Below are 15,227 nucleotides of genomic sequence, written 5' to 3' on the forward strand. Positions count from 1 at the left end.
ACATATCAATGTAACAATAAAGATGAGACATTGGTATAATATTAGACTAATGTATTGTTGCTTTAAAATAATAATCAGTTGTATGAAAACAATATTCATCACCGGAGCTACTTCCGGTATCGGTAAATCTACTGCAGAGCTTCTTGCAAAACAAGGAAACAGAATTATCATTTGTGGAAGGAGAGAGGACGTACTTAAATCTTTAAATGACGAATTATCTCAATATACCGAAATATTTAGTTTAATATTTGACGTAAGGAATCTTCAAGAGGTGGAAACTGCGATTAACTCGCTGCCCGAAGAATGGAAAGATATTGATGTTCTGATTAATAATGCAGGTAATGCACACGGGCTTGATCCGCTTTCATCCGGTAAGACTGATGACTGGGATTCGATGATTGATGGAAATGTAAAAGGACTTCTTTATGTTTCCAAAATGATTATCCCTGGAATGAAAACTAAAAATTTAGGTCATATCGTAAACATCAGCTCTGTGGCAGCAAGACAAACCTATGCGAATGGAGTAGTGTACTGTGCTACCAAAAAAGCAGTAGATGTTATTTCTGAAGGAATGAGATTAGAGCTTACTGAATTCGGAATTAAGGTAACCAACATCCAGCCGGGAGCTGTAGAAACAGATTTTTCATTGGTAAGATTCAAAGGAGACAGTGAAAAGGCTGCAACGGTTTATGCAGGATATGAGGCATTAAAAGCTGAAGATATTGCAGATGCAATTGCGTACTGTGTAAATGCTCCGAAACATGTTACCATTGCCGATATGTGTATCTATCCATGCGCTCAGGCCGAACCAAGAACAATCTATAAAAAATAGTCTCAAAATAAAGGACTAAATTTGTGGAAAATTTTAAAATGGATTTTGCTTTTCCGCAAGGTTATATTTTAGCTTAAAATAAGAAAATGAAAATTCTATATCTCGAAACATCGTCTAAAAACTGTTCAGTGGCCATATCAGATAACGAAAAGCTGCTGTGTCTGTGCGAGGAAGTTTCTGAAAACTATAAGCAGTCTGAAAGTCTTCATACTTATGTAGAATGGGCTTTAGAAGGGGCAGGGATATCACTGCAGGACATTGAAGCGGTTTCTCTGGGTAAAGGACCGGGTTCTTATACCGGATTAAGAATTGGAGCTGCCTCTGCAAAAGGGTTCTGTTATGGACTGAAGATTCCGTTTATTGCCGTTAATTCTCTTGAAAGCATGTTAGAGTCTTTTTTAGGCCAAAACTATGAATTCATAGTGCCATTAATCGATGCAAGGAGAATGGAGGTATATACGGCCGTTTATGACGGTTCTACGGGAAAAGAAATTTCTGCAACGGAAGCAAAGATTCTGGATGAAAATTCTTTTGAAGAATTTAAAGGTAGAAGAGTGGTCTTTGTAGGAGATGGGGCGAAGAAAGCTAAAGATATTTTAAATCTGCCTGATGCCGATTTTAGAGAAGATATTTATCCGTCTGCTCAATACCTGATTAAAAAAACATTGGAGAAAATAGAAAACAAAGAATTTGAAGATATGGCTTATTTTGAGCCCTTTTATCTTAAAGACTTCCATGGAGTAAAGAAAAAAGGATCATAGATTCTATCTTTTTGAAAAAGATAATTACATAAAAAAGCGAAGATGTATTCTTCGCTTTTTTGTTTATTGTTTTTGTGGCCCATCAGGAACATTTCTGTTTCTTGCCTTAGGTTTGTCTGTTTTTTGTTGTTGAGGAGGATTATTCATATTATTATTTCCTGCAGGGAAAGAATCCTGTTTTATTTCCTGCTGGGTAACATTTAAGTTTCCTTGGCTATTGAGCTGCCCAGGCGCATTTTGCGGAATATTCTTACTTTTAACGGTAGGTTGGGTAGGAGTGCCAGGCTGTTGAGAGATTGAGTTTCCTTTATTGTCAGTAGCCTGGAAGCTGAGATCACTTTTCAGATAATTCAGCATTTCTTTAGCCTTTATCCCTTCCGGAGTTTTAGCGTAATTTAAAGCAATTTGTTCAAGCTGTAAAATCATTACTTCTTTTCCACTGGATTTTCCTGTATTGAAAGCATTCAGGAGGTATAATTTAGGTACCAGTGCATCTTTCGGATACTTCTGAATAGTTTGATCAATGACTTCCTTACTTTCCGCAAACTTTTCAGACTCGTATAAAGCATAGGCTTTTTTGTATTCATTTTCAACATCCTCAGTAGATTTTACGAATGAATTGTTTTTAGGGTTTCTTGCAAATTCAGCGTAGGAAGTATAAGGATAATCAGTTAATAGAATTTGTTTGGCTCTTTCAGCAGACTGAGGAGTTTTTTCATAATTCATAGCAAAAATCTCATACAAGGCCTGAAGCATTACCTTTTCTTCCGGTTTTACATCTACAAGATCATACAGAGTTTTGGTGGCAAGGGGAGTATTGGTAAAATAGTTCTGATACATAATACCCAATCCCAAAGATGCAGTATCTCTGTCCTTTTTAAGCTGTCCCAGTTTTTCCTGATTGGTTGGAATTTGCTCAATATAATAAGCCGGTTCAAAACGTCTCGGATTAGGAGCGGCAGTTACCCCAAGCGCTTCACTTTTCATATCTTCAATAGAAGCCATTTTTTTAGAAAAACGCCAGTTGTCAGAAAGTGCTCTTTCACCCCAAACCTGCTTAAATGAAGAAGTTCCCTTGCTTACCGTTCCGGTATTGTTGAAATAAAAACCTTTTGTGGTAACCCCAAAATCCTCGAAAGAATTAGAGTTGTTATTGGCAAAAATAGAATTGGCATTATAATCTCCGGTATCAAATCCTTTGTTTCGTTCTGCACGTCTTCTTTCCTGTTCCTCTTTCTCTTCTTTGATCTTTAGTTTAGCAATATATTTTGTGAAAAAGTCTGTTCTTTGAGCATTATCCATCTTAGCTAAAGAAAGAATACTGTCATTCTTTTTGATAAGATAATAGTTCTTAGAGATTTTTTTAATGTATGCAGACTGATCTTTTAACAAGATCTTTGAAGGCTCGTAGGTCATTACAGCAAGTGCAGAATCATAATAAGTTCCCGCACCGATATAATCATTCTTTTCAAGATAACCTTTTCCTATCTCATAATATGCCAATCCACGGATCTGAGGGTCAGAAACCTTTTCAAACAAAGACTTTCTGAAAAACTGCTGTGCTTCATCCTTTTTTCCGGCCTTATTGGCCATCAGTCCTAAAGCATATAAAAATTCGTTTTTTCTGGAACCGTAAGTCCCTTTTTTACTAATTCCCTCCAGATAGCTTTTAGCACCATTATAATCCCCTTTACCATTAAATGTTTTGGCAATGGCAATTTGGGATTTCACTTCAAATTCAAAATCACTGGAATATTTATAGGCTGCAGTATAGCTTTCTCTTGCCTTATCATTCTGCCCCAGATTTTCAAGGACCTGTCCTCTTAAATATGCAATTCTGCTCTTCAGCTTCCTGTTAGAATTCAGCTCAAAAGCCAAATCAAGCTCTTTGGCAGCATCTTCTTTTTTTCCGGCATCCAAAAGGGACTCAGCATAGTAAATGCTCAATAATTTGGCGTAAGTTTTATTGATCTTTTCTCCTTTTAGTTTAGCAAAAGTCTCATGAGCTCTGTGGTAATCTTTTATTTTATCATAAGCTACTCCCTGATAAATTCTTGCCAGCGGAATCCTTTTATCATCCTTCATATGAGCGAAGACATAATTAAGAGCATCCATGGCTTCCAAAGGTTTATTCCGATAGATTCTGGATTGGGCCAGGATCATATAGGCATCAAAAATCTGTTTGTTTTTCTCTTCACCGTTTCTGGTAACAGAATATTTATTGATGGCTTTTAAGGCCTTAGCTTCAGCAATTTCCAGAGTAGTTGCTCCTTTGGCAGGAGCTGCTCCATCCATATTGGTAGGGTCACTTCCCGGACCATTTGGCATGTTAGGAATTCCGGAGTTTCTTCCGGATGGCCTGTTGGCAACTTCTCCCATTTTCATGGAATTTTCTGCAAAAGCAGCTGATTGCCCCAGGTCACTTCCCAAAGGCTGATCTTCAAAAGTAAGAATAGGGATATAAGGAGCATAAAAATTATCTTTATGCGCTTTATCCCTGGTTGTAAATTCACTGTTTAATGCGTCCTTAGCATTAAATAGTGTGTTGTAGTATGTAGAAAATCCCTTCAATAGTTTGGATCGCTGCTCCGGCTTTTTTACTTTGGTACCACAGGAAGCAACAAGGCAGATCACTAAAAGGAACAATATATTCTTTTTCATTATTCAATATAACTTGCTAATCTGCTTTTTATTATCAGCAGTTTGATGATTTTGTAAAAATAATAAAATTTTATAATGAATAATATTTATATTTCTCTCCGAAATATTTTATTTCATCTTTGTTGAAGTAAAAAATCATATGATTTTTAAATTTTGGAAATTTCATTCAAAATCTTGTAAACAAGGTGGGTAGGAAGGCCCATAATGGTATAAAAACTACCTGTCAGGCTTTTGATTTTTGCCATCCCCAGCCATTCCTGAATCCCATAGCTTCCAGCCTTGTCAAAAGGTTTGTAATTTTGAATATAATACTGTATTTCATCATCAGTGATCTCATCAAAGGTTACATCCGCAACGTCCGTTTCTGTAAAAACCTTATCCGCAGTTTTTATAGTGATTCCTGTATAAACCTGATGTGTTCTTCCTGAAAGATTTCTCAGCATGCTTTGGGCATCTGCTTCATCCTTAGGCTTACCCAGGATCTCTTGATCAACGGCAACTACAGTATCTGCTGTCAGTAAAACTTCATCCGGTTCCAGGCTTCTGAAAGCATCCGCTTTTAATTCAGATAAATAGCCCGCTGCATTTTCTATGGCAATATGAGCAGGAATAATTTCTTCACAATCAATTTTTACAACCTCAAATTCAAAACCAAGGCTTGAAAGAAGTTCTTTTCTTCTTGGCGATTGCGATGCTAAAAGTAATTTCATAGGGTAGAATTATACAGATTGAGTATTATCATCATGCCAGTTCCCCTGAACTTTCATTACCTGCTCGATGACGTCGCGTACAGCACCACTTCCTCCTTTTATTGGAGAAATATAATCTGCTACCCCTTTTACTTCAGGAACTGCATTTTCAGGACATGCTGCAATCGCTGAACTTTCCATGATATGAATATCCGGAAGATCATCACCCATAGTGAGAATCTCCTCATTCTTAAGGTTATATTTCCTCTTAAAATCTTCAAAATCCTCCATTTTATTATGGGATTTCGGATAATAGTCCTGAATACCGAGGTAATTGATCCTGTGTTTTACCATTTCATCATTTCCTCCTGTAATAACTCCAATCAAATAATTGTTTTTTAAGGCTTTTACTACTGCATAACCATCCAGTACATTCATTACCCTGCACATATTTCCACCCGGCATCAGATAAACGCTTCCATCTGTGAAAACACCGTCTACATCAAATACAAAGGCCTTAATATCCTTTAATTTCTCTTTATAACTCATACATTTTTTGAATAGAATGATTCATTGTCTTATAAATAGCAAGACTTTCTTCGTCTTGTACTAATTGCTCATGTAATTCTAAAACCCTTAAGTCATTTCTTACCGCTGGTCCTGTTTGGGCCATTTTAGGTTCTATCTCATGGATTTTCTGAACCGTTTCATCAATCAACGGTAAAAAATAATCGAATGGAATTTCCTGAGAATCTGAAATTTCCTTAGCTCTTGAAAAAAGATGATTCACAAAATTGCAGGCGAAAACGGCGGTCAAATGAATGTACTTTCTTTTTTCATGATTGCTTTCCATCACATTTTTCGAAACTTTGGAAGCAAGCTCAAAGAGGGTTTTTGTATCCTCTTCATTCTCAGTTTCAATGAAAAACGGAATTTTTTCATATTCCAGCTCCTTCGATTTCGAAAAGGTCTGTAATGGATAAAAGCTGGCCTTTCTATATTCACCGCTCAAAGTTTCTTTTGGAAGTGAGCCTGAAGTATGGGCAACCAGGCAGTTTTTTTTGGAAATTATCTTAGAAACCTCTTCTACAGAATTATCACTCACACAGATGATATACAGATCTGCATCATCCAGCTGTTCCGTGGAATATGGAATAGTAAGTTCTTCAGAAATTTTACTCAATTCTTTTTCGTTCCGCCCAAAAATCTGAGCAATGGAAATGCCTTTCAAAGTGAACGCTTTGGCCATATGATAAGCCACATTTCCAGAACCGATTATTACAATTTGCATCTAACAAATATAGGATTTTAAGCTGAGCCGGGAAAGGAAGAAGAGGATAGAAACTTCAAACTTAAATATAGGCACGTTTATTGCGTAAGTGTCTCATATTATTTTTAATATTTAAACTGAAAATTGAATTTTTAATTTAACTTTCAGTTATTTTTGTAATCCAAAACAATGAAAGGCATCTTATGAAGATTAAGGACGCGGAAATTATTTCGTTGATGCAGAATCCACGGACACAGGATAAAGGTGTTCGTGCCTTGATGGATGCCTATCAAAGCAGATTGTACTGGCACATACGAAGAATTATTGTGGACGGAGATCTTGCTCAGGATACTTTGCAGGAAACTTTTATTAAAGCTTATCAGAATTTTCATCAGTTTAAAAATGATAGCCAGTTGTACACATGGCTGTATAGAATAGCAACCAATGAGGCACTGCAACAGGTAAACAAACTGAAGAAAATGCAGAAAACAGATGAAGATCCGGAGTATCACATGCAAAACCTCGTTGCCGATAATGTAGAAGGAGATGCTGAAGAAATACAGATTTTACTGCAGAACGCCATACAAAGCCTGCCGGAAAAGCAGAAACTGGTATTTATGATGCGGTATTATGATGATTTGCCTTATGAAGAAATATCTAAAATTGTAGATATGTCAGTAGGCACGCTGAAAACAAATTATCATTATGCCAAACAGAAAATAGAAGAGTATATTAAAGAAAATTACGAAAGATAATTTTTGACAAAACAAAGATGAAAGAGTTCGACTTAGAAAAACTAGAACGTAAAAACATTTACACAGTCCCTGAAAATTTGTTTGAAAATATTCAGGAGAGGGTTATGAATGATATAAAGCCGGAGCAAAAAGCACCAGCACCGGTCTTTAAGTTAAATTGGATGTATGCCGCAGCGGCATCTTTGGCTTTGATCTTTGGAGTCACTTTTATTTATAATTCCAATAACGATTCTGCAGATAAAGAATTGAATTCAAAAGAAGCCTATGCTGCTCATAAAGGGGGACCTAAAACGGAAGCCGAATTGGCTTATGAAACATTGGAAAATGATTTAACTTCTGTTGAAAATAATAATCAAACAGTTGTAAATCAGAAAAATAATACTTCTTTAGCTTCAAAAAGTGAAGGAGGAAACGAACAACAAACTGTTTCACAAAAAATAGTGAAACCTGTAACTAAAAAAGAAGAAACACGGATGAATGAATATTTGGATTCATTCTCCAATTCTGAAATTGCAGAACTGGCAAATAATTCAACTCAGGATGTTTATTTGGATTTATATAATTAATAAAGAAAGATGAAAAAGATACTATTGACGTTTTTTATTATTTATGGTTTTAGCTTTGGCTTAAATGCTCAAAGAACGGATTATGACTGGAAAAAGATGGATCCTAAACAAAGGAAGGAGGTCATCAATAATCTTTCTCCTGAAGAAAGAAAAGAGCTCCTTAAGAAATTCCGGAATAATATGATCATGGATAATCTGAATGTAGATCCGGGAGATAAAGCAGAATTTACACAGCTTTATAATGAGTATCTTGACAGTCAGAAACAGATAAAAAGTCAATTTGATCCAGGCTTTAACCCTGAAACCTTAACGGATGATGAAGCAAAAGCTAAATTACAGCAAAGCTTTGAAATTGGACAAAAGCTTCTGGATAACAGAAAAAAATACGCAGAGAAAATGCAGGAGGTAATTCCCTGCCAGAAAGTTCTGAAGCTGTTTCAGTCTGAGGGCATGATGAGAGATAAAATGAATGAAAGAAAACCTCATGTACATAATAATAGTTCGGGACCTAAACAAAACCCATAATAGTTTATTTTTTTAATGTTGGACGGCTCTTACAGATCTTTTTTGTGAGAGCCGTTTAATTTTCTACAAAATCAATAACTTTCATTGGTGACCGAACTCATAGAGAAAAGGAAAACTCCGTTTTTGAATAGTTTTAAAGATAGAATACTGGATTGCTTCTTTAGATTTTCCCAGATATTTTAAATAAATTGATACAATAAGATGATGAAAGACAATAATCTCTCGCTTTTTTTTATCTTTGCAAATTACAAGATTCTTAAATGAAAAACATACGAAATTTTTGCATAATCGCTCATATCGACCACGGTAAAAGTACCTTGGCAGACCGTCTTTTGGAGTACACGAATACCGTTACTCAAAGAGAATTACAGTCTCAGACGCTTGATGATATGGATTTGGAAAAGGAACGTGGGATTACGATTAAGTCTCACGCGATCCAGATGGATTATGAATATAAAGGAGAAAAATATATTCTAAACCTGATTGATACACCGGGACACGTAGACTTCTCTTATGAAGTTTCCCGTTCTATTGCTGCCTGTGAAGGAGCTCTTCTTATTGTAGATGCCGCTCAGAGTATTCAGGCACAAACTATTAGTAACTTGTATTTAGCATTGGAAAATGATTTAACAATCATTCCAATCTTAAATAAAATTGACCTTCCGTCTGCTAACCCCGAAGAAGTAACTGATGAGATCATGAATCTTATCGGATGTGAATATGAAGATGTATTGAGAGTTTCTGGAAAAACGGGAGAAGGTGTTCATCACTTACTGGAACAGATTGTTGAAAGAATTCCTGCACCGGTAGGAAATCCTGACGGCCCTCTTCAGGCTCTGATCTTTGACTCTGTTTACAACCCATTCAGAGGGATTGAAGCTTACTTCAAAGTAGTGAATGGAAGTATTACCAAAAATGAAAAGATCAAATTCTTTGCAACTGGAAAAGAATATGGAGCTGATGAAGTAGGTACCCTAAAACTGAAGCAGGTTCCAAAGAAAACCATTCAATGTGGAGATGTAGGATATTTGGTTTCAGGGATTAAAGATGCCCGTGAAGTAAAAGTAGGAGATACCATTACTTCTTTTGAGAAACCAGCAGATGGACCTATTGATGGATTTGAAGAAGTAAAACCGATGGTATTTGCAGGTATTTACCCAATTGATTCTGAGGATTTTGAAGAGTTGAGATTCTCTTTGGAGAAATTAAGATTAAACGATGCTTCTTTGGTTTTCGAACCGGAAAGTTCTGCCGCTCTTGGATTCGGATTCCGTTGCGGATTCTTAGGAATGCTTCACATGGAAATCGTTCAGGAACGTTTGGACAGAGAGTTCAATATGAACGTGATTACAACGGTTCCTAACGTATCTTACTTCGGGTATACTAAAAAAGAACCTGAAGTTCCGATTTTGATCAATAACCCATCTGAAATGATGGATCCTTCTACAATGGATAGAGTAGAAGAGCCTTTCATTAAAGCATCTATCATTACAAAATCTGACTTTGTTGGAGCAGTAATGACTTTATGTATCGAGAAAAGAGGAGAAATCGTTAACCAGAGTTATTTAACATCAGAACGAGTTGAATTAATTTTCAATATGCCATTGGCAGAAGTAGTTTTCGACTTCTATGACAGGTTAAAATCAATCTCTAAAGGATATGCATCATTCGATTACCACCCAATCGGATTCAGAGCTTCCAAGCTTGTAAAAATGGATATCCTGATCAATGGTGACATGGTAGATGCCCTTTCATCTTTGATTCACGACAGTAATGCTTACTATATCGGTAAGAGAATGTGTGAAAAGCTTCGTGAGCTGATCCCAAGACAACAGTTTGATATCGCTGTTCAGGCAGCTTTAGGAACGAAGGTTATTGCCAGAGAAACCATCAAAGCCTTAAGAAAAGACGTTACTGCAAAATGTTACGGTGGAGATATTTCCAGAAAGCGTAAACTATTGGAAAAGCAGAAAGAAGGTAAGAAGAAGATGAAACAGATTGGAAGGGTAGAAGTACCACAGTCTGCGTTCATGGCTGTATTAAAGCTTAATGACTAATTCAATATCATTATAAAAACAAACCCCATTTCAGCTTGAAACGGGGTTTTTATTTTATTTTTTACGGGTGAATTTTATTTCCATTGTTTTCATTTCCTTTCCTGTTTTTGGATTGGGTCCATACATTTCCAAAGTATGGTTGTTATCATCAGTAAAGGTATAAACTTCTCTTACCTCACATTCTTTGCCCGGCCGGCTTGGATCGGTCATTTTACCTTTAAAATCAATTGATTTCTTAGCTGGATTCCAGTCTCCTTCTGCATGCATTAATCCTGTTCCCATATTATCAATCCATGTGCTTACAAACTTTTTCTTGGCATTATCATAGCCCATAATACTCATACCTTCAAAGGGCATTCCCATAAAATTACCTTTGTAATTACTTACCTGATAACGGCCTTCGAAAATCATTTTATTAGTGCATTCAGAAGTAGAAGTCACTGCTTTTCCACTGTCATCCATCCACATACTGGTTGCACCCGTCCAGTTTCCATCAAATTTCGCCAGCATTTTATGCATGTCACCTGGAGTTGCAAATTCCATCCATGCTTTTGTTGCGGCTGCAGAATCTACTGGTTTCCATTCAGATGTGGTGGCTGCAGAATCTTTTTTATCAGAACTATCTAAAGCGCTTGTTTTCCCTTTCTCACATGCTGTACATAAGAAAGCGAGAGAAATGATTGCTAATAAATTTTTCATAAATATTTAATTTTAAGTTGGTTATAATAATAACTTAAAGGTATGAAGTTTTATTACTAGTAAAATATTTTTATTTTTCCTTAATGAAAATCAAAACTAAAACAAACTAAAAATACTTCCTTTAAAGGGATCGTTTTTATTTTACTTCGTCATACCTTCTCTGCACTTTGAGTATATTTTTGTCATAATTCATCATAAATGATTCAGAAGAACTATGGAACAGCGTGACTTTAAATTTTCCTCGGTCTTTTCCTGTGAGATAGTTAACTGAAAATATCATGATTTCATTAGGTTCAAATTCCCAATAATGCATACCCCAACCGGTTCCACAAATAATGGCATCGTCGTTCCATATCATTTGCCATTTTTGCTTATCGTTGAGTATAGCAAGTGGTAGATTTTTCAGACCAGAAAGTATTAATTTCCGATTTGAAATATTCTTGATAAATACAGGAAAAGCTTTATATTTTTTAAGGGTTCCTGTTTCTAAATTGTATGCATATTTAGGAATCGTGTCATTGGGCTTGATGACAATTTTGACATTATTTTCAGATAAAGAATCAAAACTAACTGGTGTTTTAGAAAACTTCATTCTTTCAAAATATCCATGAAAATATGCGGCATTACGAGCAGGGTTGCTCTCAACTTCTGTATCTGGTGGAGGTGGCGGAGCAGGTATCATTGAGTTGTAATATTTTACTTCAACATTGGAAGTATCTTTGCCTAAGTATATTAATCCAGTTTCTCCTTCCCCTATCCCTTCGTTAAACTTTTGGAAGGTTAGCTTCTCATTTTTTTCATGGTGTAAAATGATGGGGTCTGCAAATGAGGATTCTTTTTTACAAGAGAATAATCCAAGGATAAGACTAAAGTAAAGCAGCTTTTTTATCATTTAGTAAAAATACTAAATATTTATTCTTAGCTTTGCGTATTCGTAACGCAAACTAATTTATGGAGTCTCCAAAAAAAATACAGGATATCAAAGTAGCGGTAGATGCCGTTATCTTTGGATATTTCGATAAAAAGACCTTCAAATCCTTTTAATCAAAAGAAACATCGAACCTTTTAAAGGTGGTTGGGCTCTTCCGGGGGCCTCGTTCTGGATGATGAAAATCTGGATGATGCCGTAAAAAGAGAACTTCATGAAGAGGCAGGCATAAAACCCGATTTTTTAGAACAACTTTATACATTTGGTAACGTAGGCCGCGATCCTAGAAATAGAGTGGTTTCTGTGGCTTATCTGGGCCTTGTCAACCCATCTTATCACGAACTTTTTGCAGATTCTGATGCAGATGATGCACAATGGTTTAGTGTAAATGCTCTTCCAACTGTGGCTTTCGACCACAAAAATATTATTGATATTGCCTTAAAAAGACTTCGTACCAAAATTCAATATCAACCGATCGGTTTCAATCTTCTCAATGAAGAATTTCCTTTTTCAGACCTTGAAAACCTTTACAAAACCATTGTAGGGCAGGAGATAGACCGCAGAAATTTCCGTAAAAAAATCATGAGCTATGGATTGCTTAATGAAACCAATAACGTTAAAAAAGAAGGCAGCGGAAGACCCGGAAAACTTTTCACCTTTAATCAGGAAAAATATAAAGAACTGGAAGAACAGGGATTTTATTTCGAAATCAAATAGTTTTAAAACTACAAATTATACTTAAAATCATATGATCAGCTCAATTTGAGCTGATCATTTTGCTTGTTCATAAGGACCCTAAATAAGAAACGCTACTAATACACGAGTCTTTTCAATGTGGTTATATCTTTTAAACCACATTGAAACATAGTTTTTGGGCACTTTATGAATTATGACAATTGTAATTTGTTGAGCAAAAAGTATTTATATTTTGTCAAATCTTGAAATGTAGATAAATTTTACTCTTTGATAATCAGTCTGTTATATTTATTAGTGTAAAATAGACGCAAATAAATTTGGCGGATAAAATGATATTGCATTACATTTGCGTAGAAATAACACAATATGAAATACACCATACAAAATATCAAAGACAGATTTCAGAAAAAAGAAAGGATAAAGTTTTTATTTTTCTGGGGACACACGGTTAAGGATGAAATCACCAAGTCATGCTTTAGCCAATGGTTTACAGGACCTTTTGAAGAAAATGGGATTGTTTACAAAACAGCAGAACATTATATGATGGCTGGTAAAGCAAGATTATTTAATGATGCTGAAATTTTAGAAAAAATATTGAAAGCACCCAGCCCTAACCAGGTGAAATCTTTGGGAAGAAAAGTCAAAAATTTTGATCCGAAACTTTGGGATGAACATAAATATGAGATTGTAAAGCAGGGAAACCTTTTAAAATTCTCACAAAACAAAAAGTATAAAGACTTTCTTTTGTCAACAGGAGATAAAATACTGGTAGAAGCCAGTCCTTATGATACCATTTGGGGAATCGGGATGCTGGAAACAGATTCAAGAGCAGAAAATCCTTTATTATGGAACGGAAAGAACCTTTTAGGATTTGCTTTGATGGAAGTAAGAGATGAATTAAGAGGGTAAAAACACAATAACCAGTCACAGAATATTAATCATGGAAAAAACAGACCTACATCCGCAGATATTCCTAATTGAAGACTTTATTTCGGAAGCAGAATGTGACCAATACATTGCTTTGGCACAAAGGGAAACTTTTGAAGAAGCAAAAATTAATATAGGTGGGCGCCAGATGATGAGCAAAGGGATCAGAAACAATGACAGGCTGATGATTTTTGATAATAATTTGGCAGAAGATCTCTTTAAAAAAGCGGTTGACTATCTTCCAAAGGAGCATGAAAACTATAAAGTTTTGAACTTTAATGAGATGTTCAGGGTTTATAAATATTCTCCTGGGCAGCAATTTAAAATGCACCGTGACGGAAGCTATATCAGAAATGAAAAGAAAAAAAGTTTCTATACATTTTTAATCTATCTGAATGATGATTTTGAAGGTGGAGAAACAGAATTTGAAAACCTGTTCACAGTCGCTCCAAAGAAAGGGACAGCCTTAGTTTTTTATCATCCTTTACGGCATGAAGGAAAAATTCTGATAAGCGGATTAAAATATGTTTTAAGAACTGATGTAATGTTTTCCTGTTAAAATGAATGCAGGAATAATACATAACTATGCTTTATTTAATTAGCGTAATAATAACACAAAAAATGATCGGATATGGAAGATGAATTAAAACCAAGATTTATCGAGTCATTACAAAGAAATAATGATCAGATCAGAGAAGACCGTGCGCGAACGATCGGAGAAGATTCAGAATTGATCTACAGGCGCAGGGTAGAAGACATTGAGTTGAAAATAAAAAGACTCGAGCGTGAGCAGGAAGGGCTTATTGATATCAGTCCTTTGGATAGAAACAGTTTGACTTTTGTGGATTTTAATCCCGAAGCATTCGTTCAGAAAGACATGGAATTATCATTAACAATCAGAAATCTAAATATTCAGCTGGAAGTTTCTCAAAAGAGATTTGAATATTTATTCGGAAAAACATTTTAGTCATGGGAAGTACAAGATATGATATAGACGCTCGTTATGACAGAGCAAGCAAAGCAGGTTACGGAACAAAATCCGCAGGTGAAATTTTCACACAGAATGCCAAGAGACAGGCACATCCATCAATGATTCCCCACGGAATTTCTTTCAGAGAATCCAGAGATTCAGAAGTGCATCCTCATTCAATTCCTATTATTCTGGGATTGGATGTCACTGGAAGCATGGGGCATATTCCCCATCAACTTATCAAGGAAGGACTACCAAAACTGATGGGTGGTATTATCCAGGGTGGAGTTCCGGATCCGGCATTGCTTTTCCTGGGAATAGGAGATCATGAATGTGACAGCTACCCATTGCAGATAGGGCAGTTTGAGTCAGGAGACGAAGAACTGGATATGTGGCTTACGCGAACTTATATTGAATCAGGAGGAGGTGGAAATGGGGGCGAGAGCTATCTATTAGCATGGTATTTTGCTGCTTTTCATACCAGAACAGATGCCTTTGAAAAAAGAAATCAAAAAGGGTTGTTATTTACTGTAGGGGACGAACCTTGTTTGAAAGTACTTCCGGCATCAGCCATCAGGGAAATTATGGGCTCGGGACAGCAAACATATACCCATTATGAACTATTGGAAGAAGCTAAAAAGAGATATGAAGTATACCACATCAGTGTCCTGCATTCTGATCAGGCTGTAAGAGCAGATAGAGGCTGGAAAGAACTATTGGGACAGAATTGTATATCAATAGAAGATCATAGAGATATTCCTGAAGTGATCAAAAGAATTATCTGTGAGAAATATAAAGATACCACTTTTGCTGCTCCAAACCTGAAAGGGTTAGACAACATACAGATGCTTTAGATCATCAATTGCAGAAAGGGCAATAATTTTAAAATAC

Annotated in this window: 16 protein-coding genes and 1 pseudogene; 11 read left to right on the forward strand and 6 right to left on the reverse strand. The window is 35.9% G+C overall.

Annotation, left to right across the window (positions count from 1 at the left end; genetic code table 11):
* The first annotated feature begins 82 nt into the window (after nt 1–82).
* Together H5J24_RS23540 and tsaB are read left to right on the forward strand one after the other, a co-directional pair.
* Nucleotides 83–832, forward strand: a complete 750-nt coding sequence (locus H5J24_RS23540; protein WP_068941202.1) for an SDR family NAD(P)-dependent oxidoreductase — start codon at nt 83–85, stop codon at nt 830–832.
* An 86-nt stretch (nt 833–918) separates the two neighbouring features.
* A complete protein-coding gene (gene tsaB, locus H5J24_RS23545; protein ID WP_068941204.1) occupies nt 919–1,593 on the forward strand; it encodes a tRNA (adenosine(37)-N6)-threonylcarbamoyltransferase complex dimerization subunit type 1 TsaB in 675 nt (224 codons plus the stop codon).
* A gap of 63 nt (nt 1,594–1,656) precedes the next feature.
* Here tsaB and porW read toward each other — a convergent pair whose 3' ends face one another.
* The 4 genes from porW to H5J24_RS23565 form a co-directional block, all read right to left on the reverse strand.
* Nucleotides 1,657–4,254 (reverse strand): type IX secretion system periplasmic lipoprotein PorW/SprE, encoded by a 2,598-nt coding sequence (gene porW, locus H5J24_RS23550; RefSeq protein WP_068941206.1) that lies wholly within the window; start codon nt 4,252–4,254, stop codon nt 1,657–1,659.
* A gap of 146 nt (nt 4,255–4,400) precedes the next feature.
* Nucleotides 4,401–4,964, reverse strand: coding sequence for a Maf family protein (locus H5J24_RS23555; protein ID WP_068941208.1), 564 nt, complete (start codon nt 4,962–4,964; stop codon nt 4,401–4,403).
* A gap of 9 nt (nt 4,965–4,973) precedes the next feature.
* The gene (locus H5J24_RS23560) at nt 4,974–5,492 is read right to left on the reverse strand and encodes a KdsC family phosphatase (RefSeq protein ID WP_068941210.1); all 519 of its coding nucleotides are present in this window, start codon (nt 5,490–5,492) and stop codon (nt 4,974–4,976) included.
* A complete protein-coding gene (locus H5J24_RS23565) occupies nt 5,482–6,234 on the reverse strand; it encodes a Rossmann-like and DUF2520 domain-containing protein (RefSeq protein ID WP_068941212.1) in 753 nt (250 codons plus the stop codon). The genes H5J24_RS23560 and H5J24_RS23565 overlap by 11 nt, the downstream gene beginning before the upstream one ends.
* A gap of 182 nt (nt 6,235–6,416) precedes the next feature.
* On the opposite strand from H5J24_RS23565, the gene H5J24_RS23570 reads away from it, so the two are divergent.
* The 4 genes from H5J24_RS23570 (at nt 6,417) to lepA (ending at nt 10,116) form a co-directional block, all read left to right on the forward strand.
* A complete protein-coding gene (locus H5J24_RS23570) occupies nt 6,417–6,968 on the forward strand; it encodes an RNA polymerase sigma factor (protein ID WP_068941214.1) in 552 nt (183 codons plus the stop codon).
* A gap of 17 nt (nt 6,969–6,985) precedes the next feature.
* Nucleotides 6,986–7,534, forward strand: coding sequence for a hypothetical protein (locus H5J24_RS23575; RefSeq protein WP_068941216.1), 549 nt, complete (start codon nt 6,986–6,988; stop codon nt 7,532–7,534).
* Between the two features lie 9 nt (nt 7,535–7,543).
* Nucleotides 7,544–8,059, forward strand: coding sequence for a hypothetical protein (locus H5J24_RS23580; protein ID WP_068941218.1), 516 nt, complete (start codon nt 7,544–7,546; stop codon nt 8,057–8,059).
* Nucleotides 8,060–8,319: 260 nt separating this feature from the next.
* Entirely contained in the window at nt 8,320–10,116 is a 1,797-nt protein-coding gene (gene lepA, locus H5J24_RS23585; protein WP_068941220.1) for a translation elongation factor 4, read from the forward strand.
* Between the two features lie 54 nt (nt 10,117–10,170).
* Here lepA and H5J24_RS23590 read toward each other — a convergent pair whose 3' ends face one another.
* A complete protein-coding gene (locus tag H5J24_RS23590; protein ID WP_068941222.1) occupies nt 10,171–10,815 on the reverse strand; it encodes a DUF1579 domain-containing protein in 645 nt (214 codons plus the stop codon).
* A gap of 136 nt (nt 10,816–10,951) precedes the next feature.
* Nucleotides 10,952–11,707, reverse strand: coding sequence for a hypothetical protein (locus H5J24_RS23595; RefSeq protein ID WP_068941224.1), 756 nt, complete (start codon nt 11,705–11,707; stop codon nt 10,952–10,954).
* A 77-nt stretch (nt 11,708–11,784) separates the two neighbouring features.
* Here H5J24_RS23595 and H5J24_RS23600 point away from each other — a divergent pair.
* The 5 genes and pseudogenes from H5J24_RS23600 (at nt 11,785) to H5J24_RS23620 (ending at nt 15,190) form a co-directional block, all read left to right on the forward strand.
* Nucleotides 11,785–12,460: pseudogene (locus tag H5J24_RS23600) on the forward strand (NUDIX hydrolase).
* 345 nt (nt 12,461–12,805) lie between these two features.
* Nucleotides 12,806–13,348, forward strand: coding sequence for a riboflavin biosynthesis intermediates N-glycosidase (gene ybiA / locus H5J24_RS23605; protein ID WP_068941226.1), 543 nt, complete (start codon nt 12,806–12,808; stop codon nt 13,346–13,348).
* Nucleotides 13,349–13,379: 31 nt separating this feature from the next.
* Nucleotides 13,380–13,925: a 2OG-Fe(II) oxygenase gene (locus tag H5J24_RS23610; protein ID WP_232815914.1), complete on the forward strand. Its 546-nt coding sequence runs from the start codon at nt 13,380–13,382 to the stop codon at nt 13,923–13,925.
* Between the two features lie 72 nt (nt 13,926–13,997).
* The gene (locus H5J24_RS23615; protein ID WP_068941230.1) at nt 13,998–14,333 is read left to right on the forward strand and encodes a hypothetical protein; all 336 of its coding nucleotides are present in this window, start codon (nt 13,998–14,000) and stop codon (nt 14,331–14,333) included.
* 2 nt (nt 14,334–14,335) lie between these two features.
* Nucleotides 14,336–15,190, forward strand: a complete 855-nt coding sequence (locus H5J24_RS23620; protein ID WP_068941232.1) for a hypothetical protein — start codon at nt 14,336–14,338, stop codon at nt 15,188–15,190.
* Nucleotides 15,191–15,227: the final 37 nt, after the last annotated feature.

This window comes from Chryseobacterium capnotolerans (genome assembly GCF_021278965.1).
In the GTDB taxonomy this organism is placed as follows: domain Bacteria; phylum Bacteroidota; class Bacteroidia; order Flavobacteriales; family Weeksellaceae; genus Chryseobacterium; species Chryseobacterium capnotolerans.